The sequence below is a fragment of the Sphingobium quisquiliarum P25 genome (assembly GCF_000445065.1).
Taxonomy (GTDB): domain Bacteria; phylum Pseudomonadota; class Alphaproteobacteria; order Sphingomonadales; family Sphingomonadaceae; genus Sphingobium; species Sphingobium quisquiliarum.
Map to the genome: position 1 here is coordinate 1 of NZ_ATHO01000069.1, position 14,542 is coordinate 14,542.

A 14,542-nucleotide genomic window follows, 5' to 3' on the forward strand; every position below is an offset into this window, starting at 1 on the left:
AAAAAAGCGCATAGCCCCGCAGAAAACGCAGAGCCTTCCCGTCTGCGTCCTCTGCGCGAAAAATCCTCAGCGCAACGCGCGCCAGCACTCAACCCCAATGATGCGGCCGCAAAGAAGAATGTTTCACACAGAGACGCGAAGGCGCGGAGAAAAAATCACTCCGCGTCTCCGCGCCTCCGCGTGAACAAAAAAGCGCACAGCCCCGCAGAAAACGCAGAGCCTTCCCGTCTGCGCCCTCTGCGCCTCTGCGCGAAAAATCGCGGCGCGACGCCCGGCGTATCAGCCCTTCGCCTGCGGCTCCACCACCCGGATGTGCAGTTCGCGCAACTGCTTGAACTCGGCGGGCGAGGGCGCGCCCATCAGCAGGTCCTCGGCGCGCTGGTTCATCGGGAACAGCGTCACCTCGCGCAGGTTCTGCGCGCCGCACAGCAGCATGACGATGCGGTCCACGCCAGCGGCCATGCCGCCATGGGGCGGCGCGCCATATTGGAAGGCGCGGTAGAGGCCGCCGAAACGCTCCTCCACATCCTGCTGGCTGAGGCCCACCTTCTCGAACGCCTTGACCATCAGGTCCGGCGACTGGTTGCGGATCGATCCCGACGCGATTTCATAGCCGTTGCAGACCATGTCATATTGGAACGCCTTGATCGTCAGCGGGTCCTGATGCTCCAGCGCCTCCATCCCGCCCTGCGGCATGGAGAAGGGGTTGTGCGCGAAGTCGACCGACTTTGTTTCCTCATCATATTCGTAGAAGGGGAAATCGACGATCCAGCACAGTTCGAAACGATCCTTGTCGATCAGGTCGAGCTGCTCGCCCACGCGGATGCGCGCCAGCCCCGCCAGCTTGGCCGCCTGGCTTTCCTTGCCCGCCGCGAAGAACACGCCGTCATTGGGGCCAAGGCCCAGCGCCTCGATCAGCTTCGCGGTCCGTTCCTCGCCATGATTCTTGGCAATGGGGCCGCCGGGCACGCCATCCTTGATGTTGATATAGCCAAGGCCCGAATAGCCTTCGGACCGCGCCCAATTGTTCATGTCGTCGAAGAATTTCCGGCTGCCTGCGCCAGCACCGGGCGCGGGGATCGCGCGGATCACGCTGCCGCTCTCCACCAGCGACGCGAAGATGCCGAAGCCGGAGCCGTGGAAATGCTCCGTCACGTCCTTGATCAGGATGGGGTTGCGCAGGTCGGGCTTGTCCGACCCATATTTCAGGATCGCTTCATCATAGGGGATGCGCGGAAAGCTGCCCGCCGGGGTCACCGGCTTGCCGTCGGCAAACTGTTCGAACACCTGGGCGATCACCGGCTCCATCGTGTTCCAGACGTCCTCCTGCGTGACGAAGCTCATTTCCAGGTCAAGCTGGTAGAATTCGCCCGGCAGCCGGTCGGCGCGCGGGTCCTCGTCGCGGAAGCAGGGCGCGATCTGGAAATAGCGGTCGAAGCCAGCGACCATCAGAAGCTGCTTATATTGCTGCGGCGCCTGCGGCAGGGCGTAGAATTTCCCGGCATGAATGCGGCTGGGCACCAGAAAGTCGCGCGCGCCTTCCGGGCTGCTCGCCGTCAGGATCGGCGTCGAATATTCGGTGAAGCCCGCCCCTTCCATGCGGCGGCGCATGTCGGAGATGATCTTGGTGCGCTTGACGATATTGCCGTGCAGCGTTTCGCGCCGCAGGTCCAGGAAGCGGTAGCGCAGGCGAATATCTTCGGGATATTCCTGCTCCCCCGCCACCGGCAACGGCAGGTCGGCGGCGGCGGACAGCAGCGTCGCGTCCAGCGCGCGGATCTCGATCTCGCCGGTGGGCAGGTTGGGGTTCACCGCCTCCGCCGCACGCGCCACGACCTTGCCGGTTACCGTCACCACGCTTTCGGCGCGCAGCGATTCGATTACCTTGAAGACGGGACCATCCACCTCCGTGACGATCTGCACCATGCCATAATGATCGCGCAGGTCGATGAAGACCAGGTCGCCATGATCGCGCTTGCGATGCACCCAGCCGGACACGCGCACCTCATTGCCGGCTTCGGCCGAAGTCAGGGCGCCGCAAGTATGAGTGCGATAGGCGTGCATGGCGTTTGTATCTTTCAGCTTCGTTTTACGGAAATGACAAAGTGCCGCCGCCCCGCTATGGGCGGTCTTGTCAAGCATTGACGAGCCCGTGAGCGACGGGCCAGGCCATAATAAGATCGAAGACCATATGCAAATCCATCCGCTGATCACCGACAGCAAGACACTCGCCCAATTTTGTGCCCGGATCGCCAAATCGCCCTATATCGCGGTCGATACCGAGTTCATGCGTGAAAACAGCTATTGGCCCGACCTCTGCCTCGTCCAGGTGGCGGACGGCAATGAAGCGGCCGCCATTGACCCGAAGGCGCCCGGCCTGGACCTTTCCCCTCTGCTCGACCTGCTGGTGGACAATGAGGATGTGCTTAAGGTCTTTCACGCGGGCGGGCAGGATCTTGAGATCATCTATAACCTGACCGGAAAGACGCCCCATCCGCTGTTCGACACGCAGATCGCGGCCATGGCGCTCGGCCTTGGCGAGCAGATCGGCTACGGCAACCTCGTCGACGCATGGCTGGGCGTGCAGCTCGACAAGGGCGCGCGCTTCACCGACTGGGGCCGCCGTCCGCTCGACAAGCGGCAGATCGACTATGCGATCGGCGACGTCACCTATCTTATCCAGATTTTCCCCAAGATGCTGGAGGAATTGAAGCGCACCGGCCGGGGCGACTGGCTGGATCAGGAGATGGAGCGCATCAGCGATCCCGCAAATTACGTGAACGAGCCTGAGGAAGCGTGGAAGCGCGTCCGCATCGCCAGCCGCAAGGCCGATGTGCTGGGACGGCTCAAGGCCCTCGCCGCCTGGCGCGAGATCGAGGCGCAGGACAAGAATCTGCCGCGCGGCCGCATCGTCAAGGATGAAACGCTGGCCGACATCGCCAGCCACCCGCCCCGCACCCAGGATGATCTTGGCAAGGTGCGCGGCCTGTCCGCCACGTGGAAGACCAACGATATCGGCGCGCGGCTGATGGCGGCGCTGGGCAGCCACAAGCCTCTCGACAAGGACGAGATGCCCGAACGCGACCCCAAGCGGCCTGGCCTGGGCAAGGACGGCGCGCTGGTGGCGGACCTTCTGAAGCTGCTGCTCAAGATCCGCTCGCGCGACATCAACGTCGCCGCCCGCCTGATCGCGCGGAGCGACGATATCGACGCGCTGGCCGCTGGCGTGCGCGAGGATCTGCCGATCCTGCAAGGCTGGCGCTATGAACAATTCGGCCGCGACGCCGTTGATCTGGTGGAAGGACGCCTGGCCTTCACGGTGAAGGGCGGCCGCCTGAAAATGACGCGGACCGAATAGGAGCGATGATGATGATCCGGGCAGCAGCCTTTGTTCTTCTCCCGCTGGTGGCGGCCTGCACCGGCGCTGGCGGCGAAGGCCCCGCGACACCGCCCGCCGCCGCCGAAGGGCCGTGCAGGAACGAAGGGCTGGACCGCTTCACCGGCCAGAAGGCGAGCGCCGGCATCGGCGCGCAGTTGCTACAGGCTTCGGGCGCGCGCACCCTGCGCTGGGGCGCGCCGGGCATGGCCATGACCATGGACTTCCGCGCCGACCGCCTGACCGTCAGCTATGACGACCAGATGCTGATCACCTCCGCCCGCTGCGGCTGACCAGCCAATCTCCCCATCTCCCATCAAGGATGCATCCACGCGCGCATGCGCCGCGCTTTGTCCTGCGGCTACCCACCCAATCCTCCCCATCAAGGATGGGGAAGAGGACCAGCCACAGGCCGGTGGAGGGGAAATAGCGCAACCTTCCCCGCGCGCCTGACGCCCCTCCCCACGCCTGCGGCGCAGGAGGCTTCCCAAAAGCCTGCCTCCCAGCCGCGACCCACCGGCCGCAACAGGCGCGCGCAAATTCCGCCTGAATTTTCCTCTGTCCTACAGGCCCGGTTCCGCGCTAGGCTCAACTCGCTCTTTGAAAATTTAACATAATCTGTTGGACCCGGTACGCGAAAACGGCGCTTTTCCGCGCCTTTGTCGTGTCACTTATGTCACCCAGATCCTATCGCGGGCGCTCAACATTCCAACCCCACCAGCGCCCCGCTGCCGATCCGGTCGACATAGCGCTTCCCGTCAATTTCCAGCCAGTCGGGCGTGACCTCCAGCCGCCGTCCGCGGATGGTGGTGCGCAGATGCTCCACCGCGATCCGGTTGCGCGCGACGATGCGCAGGACCGCCAGCCCCTCCCCGCGCGCCGCCATGATGCTGTACCGGTCGCCGCGCAGCAGGAAATGCCAGCTCCCGTCCGTGGGCAGCCATTCATTGCCGTTGATCACCTGCACGGGCGATCCGTCGGGCGCGCCCATGCGCAGGCTGATCCGCGTCGCTCCCCGGCTGCGGCGCGGCGGGGCGAACATCATGATCGGCTCTCCGTCCAGCACCAGCGGGATCGGCGTATCGCGCAACAGCCGCGTGCCCCCGATGATCAGCATCGGCAGTTCGGGCGAAAAAGGCAGGCGATCCCGCGCGAAATGGCGCTGGCGGACGACCGGATTGGTATGGAAACCGTGCACCTGCGCGGCCGTCAGCCGCCCCTCTTCCACCAGTCCGTGACAGGTGGGGCAGAGCAAAGTCGCCTGCGCCGCGTCAGGCAGGCGCAGATAGCGGTAGATGGTGACGCCGCAGCGGACGCAGGCGAACCCGCAGGCCTGCCTGACCTCCTCCCGCTCCTGTTCGGTCAGATCGGGCAGCGAAAGCATCACCGGCAACGCCATGAAAGGCAAACCCCTTGCAACTGCCGCGCGCGTCATTGCGAAGCGGCGTCACCCAGTGGCGTCCTTTCCCGGGATGCAGGCTCTTGAAGGGCCCTTCACTTGCCTATGGTCGAAATAAATCGGCCCAAGGTCAAGGGGGCGCTGCGAATTGATCAGCGCTGCGGCAGCAGGTCCACATTGCGCGACGCGGCGATGTTGCGGATGCGCCCCGGGCGCGGCATGGATTTGATGGCGATTTCGGCCATGTCCCCGGCGCTGAAAAGCTCGACATTGCCGACATCGAAAATGCGCTGGCCAAAGCTTTGGGTGATGCGCACGCTGCGGATGCTGGACAGGGCGATCTCCGTCCGCTGCTTCGACAGCAGCCCCCGCTCCATCAGCACCTCGCGGTCGGACAGCGCCAGCCGCTCACCTTTCACCCGCAGCCACCAGACGCCGATCGCCAGCAGCCCGGCCACGGATATCAGCAGCAGCAGGAACAGGAACGGATGCGCGCGGAACATTGCGGGATGTTCGTCATACAACCAGGCGTCGCTCATCATTCGTCCCGTCCAGAAAGGCCGCCGGACATCATCATGGATGGGCCGCCCGCGTCAATCCTTGGCTAATGCTTCCTTCTTGTGCGCGGCGCGCTTGCCCTCGCCGGTTTCGACGATGAACTGCGGATTGTCCTTTGAAGCCGCGACCTTGTGCCCCTTGATCCGGGTTGGGCTGGTCTGCTTCTTCACCACCTTGCCATGCGCCTCTCCGCCATGGCTTTTCCAGCTGACCTTGTCGCCGGGCTCGGGTTCCTGCTTCATCGCGCGATCTCCTGACCAGCGCAAGAACCCGGCAGGAGGAGAGAGGTTGCGCGCACACGGGCCCAGAACTCCGTCACCCTGAGCGAAGTCGAAGGGCTATGCCGAGCGAGGCGAAGCCTCATGCCTTTCGCCTCGGCTCAGTCCGAACGGAGTAGGGGTAGCGGAGGGGCTTAACTCTCATCCCCCATCCGCAAGGCCGCGATAAACGCCTCCTGCGGAATCTGGACCGACCCATATTCGCGCATCCGCTTCTTGCCCTCTTTCTGCTTTTCCAGCAGCTTCTTCTTGCGGGTGATGTCGCCGCCATAGCATTTCGCGGTCACATCCTTGCGCATCGCCGCGATCGTCTCGCGCGCGATCACCTTGCCGCCGATCGCCGCTTGGATCGGGATCTTGAAGAGGTGGCGGGGAATCAGGTCCTTCAAGCGCTCGCACATATGCCGCCCGCGCGCTTCGGCGGCGCTGCGGTGGACGATCATCGACAGCGCGTCGACCGGCTCATTGTTGACGAGGATGCTCATCTTGACCAGATCGCCCTCGCGCGTGCCGATCTGATGATAGTCGAAGCTGGCATAGCCCCGGCTGATCGACTTCAGGCGGTCGTAAAAGTCGAACACCACTTCGTTGAGCGGCAGTTCATAAGTGACCTGCGCGCGGCCGCCGACATAGGTCAGGTTCTTCTGGATGCCGCGCCGGTCCTGGCAAAGTTTCAGGATCGAGCCCAGATATTCATCGGGGCAGTAGATGATCGCCTCGATCCACGGTTCCTCGATCATCTCGATATGGTTGGGGTCGGGCATGTCGGCCGGGTTGTGAAGATGCTTCACCTCCCCGTCCTTCATATGCATCTCATAGACCACCGAGGGCGCGGTGGTGATCAGGTCAAGATCATATTCCCGCGTCAGCCGCTCCTGAATGATCTCCAGATGCAGCAGCCCCAGGAAGCCGCAACGGAAGCCGAAGCCGAGCGCGGCCGAGGTTTCCATTTCGAATGAAAAGCTCGCATCGTTCAGCCGCAGCTTGGAGATGCTGTCGCGCAGCTTCTCGAAATCATTGGCGTCCACCGGGAAGAGGCCGCAGAAAACCACCGGCTGCACTTCCTTGAAGCCCGGCAGCGGCTCCTTCGCCGGGTTCTTCACCGTGGTGATGGTGTCGCCGACGCGGGTCTGGCTGATATCCTTGATCTGCGCGGTGATGAAGCCGATCTCGCCGGGGCCAAGCTCCGGCAGAGACTCGATCTTCGGGCGCATGCACCCGACACGGTCGATCAGATGCTCGGTGCCGCCGATCATGAACTTGATGTTCTGACCCTTCTTGATGACGCCGTTGACGACGCGCACCAGGATGACGACGCCCAGATAAGGATCATACCAGCTATCGACCAGCATCGCCTCCAGCGGGGCGTCGCGGTCGCCCTTGGGCGGCGGGATCTTGGCGACGATCGCTTCCAGCACCTCATCGATGCCGATGCCGGATTTGGCGCTCGCCAGCACCGCTTCCGACGCGTCGAGGCCGATCACCTCCTCGATTTCCGCGCGCACCTTCTCCGGTTCGGCGGCGGGCAGGTCGATCTTGTTGAGCACGGGCACGATCTCATGATCATGCTCGATCGACTGATAGACATTGGCCAGCGTCTGCGCCTCCACCCCCTGCGCCGCATCGACGACCAGCAGGGCGCCCTCGCAGGCGGCAAGCGACCGGCTGACCTCATAGGCGAAGTCGACATGGCCGGGCGTGTCCATCAGGTTCAGCTCATAGGTCTCGCCATTCTTCGCCACATAATCCAGGCGCACGGTCTGCGCCTTGATGGTGATCCCCCGCTCCTTCTCGATATCCATATTGTCGAGCACCTGCGCCGACATCTCACGGTCGGTCAGGCCCCCGGTGCGCTGGATCAGCCGGTCCGCCAGGGTCGACTTGCCATGGTCGATATGCGCGATGATCGAGAAGTTACGGATGTGCGAAAGGTCGGTCATGGCCCGCGCCGATAGCAGCCATTTGCGGGCCTGTCAGCAGCACTCGCGCATGCACCGCTCACGGCTTGCTTGAACGGTAATGCGGTTGTGCTAGAGCTTGGCCCCACTAACGGGTGGCCAACTACACATAACAGATCGCAACTTTCCTCAGGGGGTGCAAATCCATGCGCACGTTCACGTCGTTCATCGCTGCCGCAGCCGCTCTGGCCGCTACGGCGTCTCCGGCGCTCGCCGCTGACAAGGGGTCTTCCGCGCGTCAGCAGCAAGCCAAGAAAACCGTCGAAATCCCCCGCTGCACCAAGCGGCTGGGCACCGTCGCCATTGTCGAGCCCGACAATCAGTGGTGGCGTGAATTGAACCTGGGAAGCCCCGAAGCGATCCTGAAGGTCTTCATCCAGCAATCGGGCTGCTTCGGCCTCGTCAATCGCGGACGCGCCATGGCCAGCCGCAACATGGAACGCGCCATGGCGGATTCGGGCGAGCTTCAGGCCGGGTCGAACCTTGGCCGTGGCCAGGTGAAGGCGGCGGACTATTTCCTCCAGCCCGACATCGTCTCTTCGAACAAGAATAGCGGCGGCAATGCCTTTGGCGGCATGATCGGCGGCCTGTTGGGCGGCCGGACGCTGGGCGCTCTGGCTGGCGGCATCTCGATCAAGAAGAGTGAGGCGAATGTCACCCTCTCGGTTGTCAACGCCCGCACCACCGAAGAAGAAGCGCTGACCGAGGGCTATGCCCGCAAGTCGGACCTCAGCTTCGGCGGCGGTGGCGGTGCTGGCTGGTGGGGCGGTTTCGCTGCGGCAGGGGCTGGCGGCTATCAGAATACCGAAATCGGGCAGGTCATCGTGCTCGCCTATCTGGACGCCTATACGAAGCTGGTGACGCAGCTGGGCGGCCTGCCCGCCAATGCTGCGGCCGCCGCGCCGGTCGCGCAGTAAGCCGGCCAGCTTTCACGAAAGAAGGGGCGCTGCCGGTCGTTGCCGCAGCGCCCTTTTCATGCCTGGCTGGCGACCATGGCCGCCCGTGCGTCCCGCTTGATCCGGTGCCGTTTCCACCAGTTGAGGATCGCCTCGCCTGCGGGGCGCTCGACCAGGCGGTTGATGGCAGTGCCTAATATCAGCGCGACCAGAAATGCCGCGACGAAGGCAACCCAGGGGCTCCAGCCGGCATCGGCCATCCTAAGCATCACGACGAAACCGACATGCTGGTGGATCAGGTAGAAGGAATAGCTGATCCCGCCCATCCAGATCAGCGGGCGCACGGCGATGACATGCAGCCGCCCGGCGATCAGCGCGGCAAAGCCCGCCAGCAGGATATAGGCCATCACGGCCACGTCCCAGCTTTCCATGGTCACGACCGACAACAGCGCGAGCGCGGCATAAGGACATTGCTGCTTCCAGCTACGCTGTCCCGACCAGACCCGGTATGTCAGCATGCCGATAACGAAGAAGGGCACATAACGCAGCACCAGCAGCATCACGATGCGTTCGGGCATGTCGGGCCACAGCGCATAGAGCCAGCGGACCGCGAGCCACAGCGCAAGCACCGGCTCCAGCCGCTTGAGGCCGATCCCCTTCCACAGCGCGATCATGCAGGCATAGAAGGCAATCTCCACCGTCAGCGTCCAATAGGCCCCGTCGACTTCGGGGAGGAACGCAAAGCCCTGCAACATGGTGAAGTTGGCGAGGATCGCCTCCGGGCCGATCAGAAGCTGCGTCGCGCTCGCCAGATATTCGATCGACAAGGTCAGCAGCATGGCGGCAAGATAAGCCGGATAGAGCCGCGCGAAGCGGTTGACGGCAAAGTCCCTGATGCTGCCGATCCGGTCGAGCGTGAAGAAGATTGCAAAGCCGGAAATGGTGAAGAACAGCAGCACCCGGTAGTTGCCGCCCGGAAAGCTGAACGGCACATGCGCCGCCTGCGGAAACAGCTCATGAAAACGGGTGGAATAATGGAATATCAGCACGCACAGCGCGCCTATGCCGCGCAAGGCATCGAGTTCCGTCAGACGGGAACGCGAGGGGATGGCTTCACTCACAGTTGCGCTTTAGCAATAAAAGAGCAACGTATCCGTTAAGATCGTGGTTAAGAGGCCGTTGTTAACCCTCATTTTTCTGCGTCGTGGTGCCCAAGGTATCGCCATCGCATTGTTAGCTAAGTAAATGAGTGGCTCCGAAGAATGTTTTTGCGCAGAAACGGAGATCGCAGGGAACGAACAGTTTTTTGATCTTCGGGTTCACGCGAAGGCGCGGAGCATCCTTCATAGCTCTGCTCCAGCTCCCTTGAACACCGCCCGACGGCGGAGTGACATTATCAAGCGGCTTTCGCCGTACCTAACAAGCCCGTTCAAGGCATCTCAAAAGGTAGAACCCTCTGCGTCTTCTGCGGGCTCTGCGCGAACCTCTATTCTCCAGTTCGCAACGTCACTCCGCGCCTCCGCGCTCCGCGTGAATCACCCGCCAAACGCCAGCCTCATCTCGCAGGCGGAGAACCGGGCACCCTCTTGCCCGCTTCCGCAGCATGCTTGAGGCTCTCCAACTGTTCGCCAAGCACTTTATCCACCGCAGGCGCAATCGCAGTTCCGCCGCCACGCAGATAGCCTCCGGCCACATAGGTCAGGGTCACGCGCGCGCCACGTGCATTGGGCGTGATGTCGAAGTTCAGCGTACCAGTGACGGCTTCGGCCTGTAGCGGCCCCAGCGCGCCTGACAGCCGTAGCTGCTTGCCCGGCAATGCATAGATGACGCGGGCATGTTCGACGCTGCCCGCCTCGCCATGCGCCTGTGGCAATGTCTCGCAAAAACATCCGCCTGCCCTTAATTGCAGGCTGAGATTGGCCGCGTTGCCCGAATAGCTATGCTCGCCTTTCCACCAGTGCTGCGGCGATCCCAGCAAGGCGTAGATGTGGGCGGCGTCAGCAGCGACATCGACGCTGCTCTCGACAGCGAAGCCTATGTCGCTTGCCGACCTGACCTCTGCCTGTGCGGGCATGGGCGCGAACAACAGGACTGCGGCCAGATACTCCAGACGATAGCGCATGAGCCTCCCCCCGAACGATGCCAGCGGGAGTTTAGCTCAGCCCTTGCCGCCGTCCAAGATCGCGGCGATCGCCTTCGTCACTTCGCCCATATCGGCCATCCCATCGACGCGCGACACGATGCCCCGCGCTTCGTAGATCGGCAGGATCGGCGCGGTCTTGGCGCGATATTCCGCCATGCGCGTGCGCACCGTTTCCTCATTGTCGTCGGGACGCCGCTTGAATTCATGAGCGCCGCATCTGTCGCAAGTGTCGGCAACCTTCGGCGTCTTGAACGTATCGTGATAGCCCTCGCCACAGCTGGCGCAGGTGAAACGGCCGGTGATACGTTCCACCAGCGCGTCTTCGTCCACTTCAAGCTCGATCACATGGTCGAGTGAACGGCCCCGGTCTGCAAGGATCGCATCGAGCGAGTGGGCCTGCGCCTCCGTGCGCGGATAGCCGTCGAAGATGACGCCGGTTTCCGCAGGCAAGCCGTCCAGCGCTTCGCCGATAATGCCCGAAACGATCTCGTCCGACACCAGCTCTCCGGCTTCCATCACTGCCTTCGCCTTGAGCCCGACCGGCGTCTGCGCCTTCACCGCTGCACGCAGCATGTCGCCCGTCGACAGCTGCACCATGCCGCGATCCTCGACCAGACGGCTGGCCTGGGTCCCCTTGCCAGCTCCCGGAGGGCCGAGCAGGATGATATTCATGCGCGCATTCTCCCCTGTTGTGCGCTTTGCTGGCCCGCGCGCTTAGCGCAGGCGGCCTTTCAACTTTGCCTTCTTGATCAGGTCGCCATATTGATGCGCCAGCAGATGGCTCTGAATCTGGGTAACGGTATCCACCGTCACATTGACCACGATCAACAGGCTGGTGCCGCCCAGATAGAAGGGAATACCGGCCCGCGCGATCGCGAATTCCGGCACCAGGCAGATCAGCGCCAGATAGGCCGCGCCAATCACCGTGATCCTGGTCAGCACATAATCGAGATAATTTTCGGTGTTCTTGCCCGGACGGATGCCGGGAATGAACCCGCCGTTGCGCTTGAGATTGTCCGCCGTCTCTTCCGGGTTGAACACGACAGCCGTGTAGAAGAAGCAGAAGAAGACGATGCCTAGGCCATAGAGCGCCATATAGACCGGGCTGCCATGAGACAGATACTGGTTCAGCGTCAGCACGAAATCGCCCAGGCGGCTTTCACCCGCGACCGTATTACCGGCAAACTGCGAGATGGTGAGCGGCATCAGCAGCAACGAGCTGGCGAAGATGGGCGGAATGACGCCAGCGGTGTTAACCTTGAGCGGAAGATGGCTGCGATCCGCCTGCATGATCCCCTGGCGCGTCTGGCGCTTGGGATACTGGATCAGCACCCGGCGCTGCGCCCGCTCCATGAAGCAGATCAGCAGGATCAGGCCAGCCGCCATAACCAGGATCAGCATGATCAGCAGGCCGGAGATCGACCCTTCGCTGCCGGACTTGAACAGGTTGCTGAGCGTCACCGGCAGTTGCGCGACGATGCCCGCCATGATGATGAGCGACACGCCGTTACCAATCCCGCGCGAGGTGATCTGCTCACCCAGCCACATCAGGAACATGGTGCCGCCGATCAGCGAGATAACCGCCGCGACCCGGAACAGCATGCCCGGATCGACCACCGCCTGCACGCCCGACTGCGCGCCGAAGCTTTCCAGGCCGACCGCGATGAAATAGCCCTGAACGGCGGTCAGGCCGACCGTGCCGTAGCGGGTATATTGGTTGAGCTTCTTGCGCCCGCTCTCGCCTTCCTTCTTGATCGCGGCGAGCTGCGGCGAAAGGCTGGCGGCGAGCTGCACCACGATCGACGCCGTGATATAGGGCATCACGCCGAGCGCGATCAGGCTCATGCGCGAGAGCGAACCGCCCGAAAAGGTGTTGAAGATGTCGAGGATGCCGCCATTCGTCTGCTGGTAAAGCTGCGACAGCGCGGTCGGATCGACGCCCGGCAGCGGCACGAAGCTCAGAAAACGAAACACGATCAGCGCGCCCAGTGTGAACCACAGGCGCTTTTTGAGGTCGGTCGCCTGGCTGAACTTCGCCAGGCTGAGATTGGATGCGAGCTGGTCGGCTCTCGATGCCATCTTGGCTGCCCTTCAAAACACTCTTGGCCGAAGTCTTCGCTCCAGCCTGAATCGCTAATCCCTTAGCGGGGTCATGGGGCGCTGTCGAACCAGGATTTGCCGATGATGCGACAAAGTCCGCGAGCAGCCCGTCCTTCCCGCTGGCCCCTCACCCGTTCGTTTCGCGCCTGTCGAAAAACGGGTTCGGCACCTTCATCGTGTCTCGACCGCGCTCGACACCAACGAAGAAAGGGAAGGATCGTTACGCCTATCCAGCCCCGGAAACACATAGCCCCGCTCACCCATATCGGGCAGCGGGGCCATGCTTGCAAGCCTGTGTTTGGCTCAACCCTTCTTGGCGGCCTTGGCAGTACCCTTCTTGGCGGCAGCCTTTTCCGCAGCCGGGACGACAGCGATCACCTCTACCTTGCCGCCAGCCTTCTCAACCGCTTCAACCGCGCCCTTCGACGCTCCGGCAACCAGCAGGTTGACCTTCGCCGTCAGTTCGCCCTTGCCGAGCAGGCGCACGCCGTCCTTGCCGCCACGGGCGAGGGCAGCGGCCTTGAGCGCCGCATGGTCGATGGTCGCGTTGGCGTCCAGCTTGCCCGCGTCGATCGCCTTCTGCACCGCGCCGAGGTTCACGATCGCGTAATCCTTGGCGAAGATATTGTTGAAGCCACGCTTCGGCAGACGCATGTGGAGCGGCATCTGGCCGCCCTCGAAGCCGTTGATGCTGACGCCCGAACGCGCCTTCGCACCCTTCTGGCCCCGGCCCGCGGTCTTGCCCTTGCCCGAGCCGATACCACGGCCGACGCGCATCCGGCCCTTGCGGGCACCGGCATTGTCATTGAGTTCGTTAAGCTTGGTCATGTCGTGCACTCGCTTTCGCTATGTTCGCGCAGCCCCGCGCGATCGCGGGACAACAAAGAGGGCGCGCCATTAGCGCCCTTTCACAAAAAACGAAAGAGGGGTCGCCCCCTCTTCCGCCTCATTCCTTGTGAACGAAGGGTTCAGCCTTCGACCACTTCCACCATGTGGGGCAGCTTCTTGATGGCGCCGCGGACTTCCGCGGTGTCTTCCAGCTCCACCACGCGGTGCATCTTGCCAAGGCCCAGGCCGATCAGAATCTTCTTCTGAGCTTCAGGGCGGCGGATCGGCGAACCGATCTGCTTGATCTTGATCTTCGCCATGTCAGTTACTCCGCAATCGCTTCGGCGTCAGCCTGCGCGACTTCGGCCGGGGCGCCGCCACGGCGGAGAAGGTCGGCGACCTTCTTGCCACGGCGCTGCGCCACCGACTTCGGGCTGGTCTGCTCGCCCAGCGCCGCGAAGGTCGCACGGATCATGTTGTAGGGGTTCGACGTGCCGTTCGACTTGGTCACGACGTCAGCGACGCCGAGGCTTTCGAACACGGCGCGCATCGGACCACCGGCGATGATGCCCGTACCGGCAGGCGCCGAACGGACCGTCACCTTGCCCGCACCGAAATGGCCAAGGCCGTCATGGTGCAGCGTGCGGCCTTCCTTCAGCGGGACGCGAACCATCGCCTTCTTGGCCGAAGCGGTCGCCTTGCTGATGGCTTCGGGCACTTCGCGCGCCTTGCCATGGCCGAAGCCCGCACGGCCCTTGCCATCGCCGACGACGACCAGAGCCGCGAAGCCGAAGCGCTTGCCGCCCTTGACGGTCTTCGAGACGCGGTTGATGTGCACCAGCTTCTCGATCAGCTCCTCGCCCTGCTCCTCGTCACGGTTGCCGCGACGGTCGTCGCGACGGCCACGGCCGCCCCGCTCGCCACGGTTGCGATCGCCGCCACGGCCACGGCCACGACCGGGACCACGGCCCTCGTTCTGCTGCTCGCCGCCTTCGACAGCGGCGGG

General features: G+C 63.3%; 15 protein-coding genes. 3 read left to right on the top strand and 12 right to left on the bottom strand.

What is annotated here, in order from left to right; translation table 11 throughout:
- Window positions 1-279 precede the first annotated feature (279 nt).
- Window positions 280-2,064: an aspartate--tRNA ligase gene (gene aspS / locus L288_RS29780; protein ID WP_021237839.1), complete on the bottom strand. Its 1,785-nt coding sequence runs from the start codon at window positions 2,062-2,064 to the stop codon at window positions 280-282.
- A gap of 127 nt (window positions 2,065-2,191) precedes the next feature.
- Here aspS and rnd point away from each other — a divergent pair, with 127 nt between their 5' ends.
- Together rnd and L288_RS29790 are read left to right on the top strand one after the other, a co-directional pair.
- Complete coding sequence (gene rnd / locus L288_RS29785; protein ID WP_030538863.1) at window positions 2,192-3,358, top strand: ribonuclease D; 1,167 nt, start codon at window positions 2,192-2,194, stop codon at window positions 3,356-3,358.
- 11 nt (window positions 3,359-3,369) lie between these two features.
- The gene (locus L288_RS29790; protein WP_152522051.1) at window positions 3,370-3,669 is read left to right on the top strand and encodes an I78 family peptidase inhibitor; all 300 of its coding nucleotides are present in this window, start codon (window positions 3,370-3,372) and stop codon (window positions 3,667-3,669) included.
- Between the two features lie 407 nt (window positions 3,670-4,076).
- Here L288_RS29790 and L288_RS29795 read toward each other — a convergent pair whose 3' ends face one another.
- The 4 genes from L288_RS29795 to lepA all read right to left on the bottom strand — a co-directional run bounded on the left by L288_RS29795 (window position 4,077) and on the right by lepA (window position 7,551).
- On the bottom strand, window positions 4,077-4,775 hold the full coding sequence (locus L288_RS29795; RefSeq protein ID WP_408020519.1) for a hypothetical protein: 699 nt from the start codon (window positions 4,773-4,775) through the stop codon (window positions 4,077-4,079).
- Window positions 4,776-4,927: 152 nt separating this feature from the next.
- A complete protein-coding gene (locus tag L288_RS29800; protein ID WP_021237843.1) occupies window positions 4,928-5,317 on the bottom strand; it encodes a PH domain-containing protein in 390 nt (129 codons plus the stop codon).
- Window positions 5,318-5,368: 51 nt separating this feature from the next.
- Complete coding sequence (locus L288_RS29805) at window positions 5,369-5,575, bottom strand: hypervirulence associated TUDOR domain-containing protein (protein ID WP_021237844.1); 207 nt, start codon at window positions 5,573-5,575, stop codon at window positions 5,369-5,371.
- Window positions 5,576-5,745: 170 nt separating this feature from the next.
- Window positions 5,746-7,551 carry a translation elongation factor 4 gene (gene lepA, locus L288_RS29810; protein ID WP_021237845.1) on the bottom strand — a complete coding sequence of 602 codons (1,806 nt, stop codon included), beginning with the start codon at window positions 7,549-7,551 and terminating at the stop codon, window positions 5,746-5,748.
- A 164-nt stretch (window positions 7,552-7,715) separates the two neighbouring features.
- Here lepA and L288_RS29815 point away from each other — a divergent pair, with 164 nt between their 5' ends.
- The gene (locus L288_RS29815; protein ID WP_021237846.1) at window positions 7,716-8,486 is read left to right on the top strand and encodes a CsgG/HfaB family protein; all 771 of its coding nucleotides are present in this window, start codon (window positions 7,716-7,718) and stop codon (window positions 8,484-8,486) included.
- Window positions 8,487-8,542: 56 nt separating this feature from the next.
- On the opposite strand, the gene L288_RS29820 is transcribed toward L288_RS29815, so the two are convergent.
- From L288_RS29820 to rpsE, 7 genes are all read right to left on the bottom strand, one after another.
- Window positions 8,543-9,586 (bottom strand): acyltransferase family protein, encoded by a 1,044-nt coding sequence (locus L288_RS29820; protein WP_021237847.1) that lies wholly within the window; start codon window positions 9,584-9,586, stop codon window positions 8,543-8,545.
- Between the two features lie 434 nt (window positions 9,587-10,020).
- Window positions 10,021-10,587, bottom strand: coding sequence for an SRPBCC family protein (locus tag L288_RS29825; protein ID WP_021237848.1), 567 nt, complete (start codon window positions 10,585-10,587; stop codon window positions 10,021-10,023).
- A 36-nt stretch (window positions 10,588-10,623) separates the two neighbouring features.
- The gene (locus L288_RS29830; RefSeq protein ID WP_021237849.1) at window positions 10,624-11,280 is read right to left on the bottom strand and encodes an adenylate kinase; all 657 of its coding nucleotides are present in this window, start codon (window positions 11,278-11,280) and stop codon (window positions 10,624-10,626) included.
- A gap of 42 nt (window positions 11,281-11,322) precedes the next feature.
- Window positions 11,323-12,687: a preprotein translocase subunit SecY gene (gene secY / locus L288_RS29835; RefSeq protein ID WP_021237850.1), complete on the bottom strand. Its 1,365-nt coding sequence runs from the start codon at window positions 12,685-12,687 to the stop codon at window positions 11,323-11,325.
- Between the two features lie 324 nt (window positions 12,688-13,011).
- Window positions 13,012-13,536 carry a 50S ribosomal protein L15 gene (gene rplO, locus L288_RS29840; RefSeq protein ID WP_021237851.1) on the bottom strand — a complete coding sequence of 175 codons (525 nt, stop codon included), beginning with the start codon at window positions 13,534-13,536 and terminating at the stop codon, window positions 13,012-13,014.
- A 140-nt stretch (window positions 13,537-13,676) separates the two neighbouring features.
- Complete coding sequence (rpmD, locus tag L288_RS29845) at window positions 13,677-13,856, bottom strand: 50S ribosomal protein L30 (RefSeq protein WP_021237852.1); 180 nt, start codon at window positions 13,854-13,856, stop codon at window positions 13,677-13,679.
- Window positions 13,857-13,861: 5 nt separating this feature from the next.
- On the bottom strand, window positions 13,862-14,542 hold a 681-nt coding region (gene rpsE, locus L288_RS29850; RefSeq protein ID WP_021237853.1), incomplete at its 5' end, for a 30S ribosomal protein S5.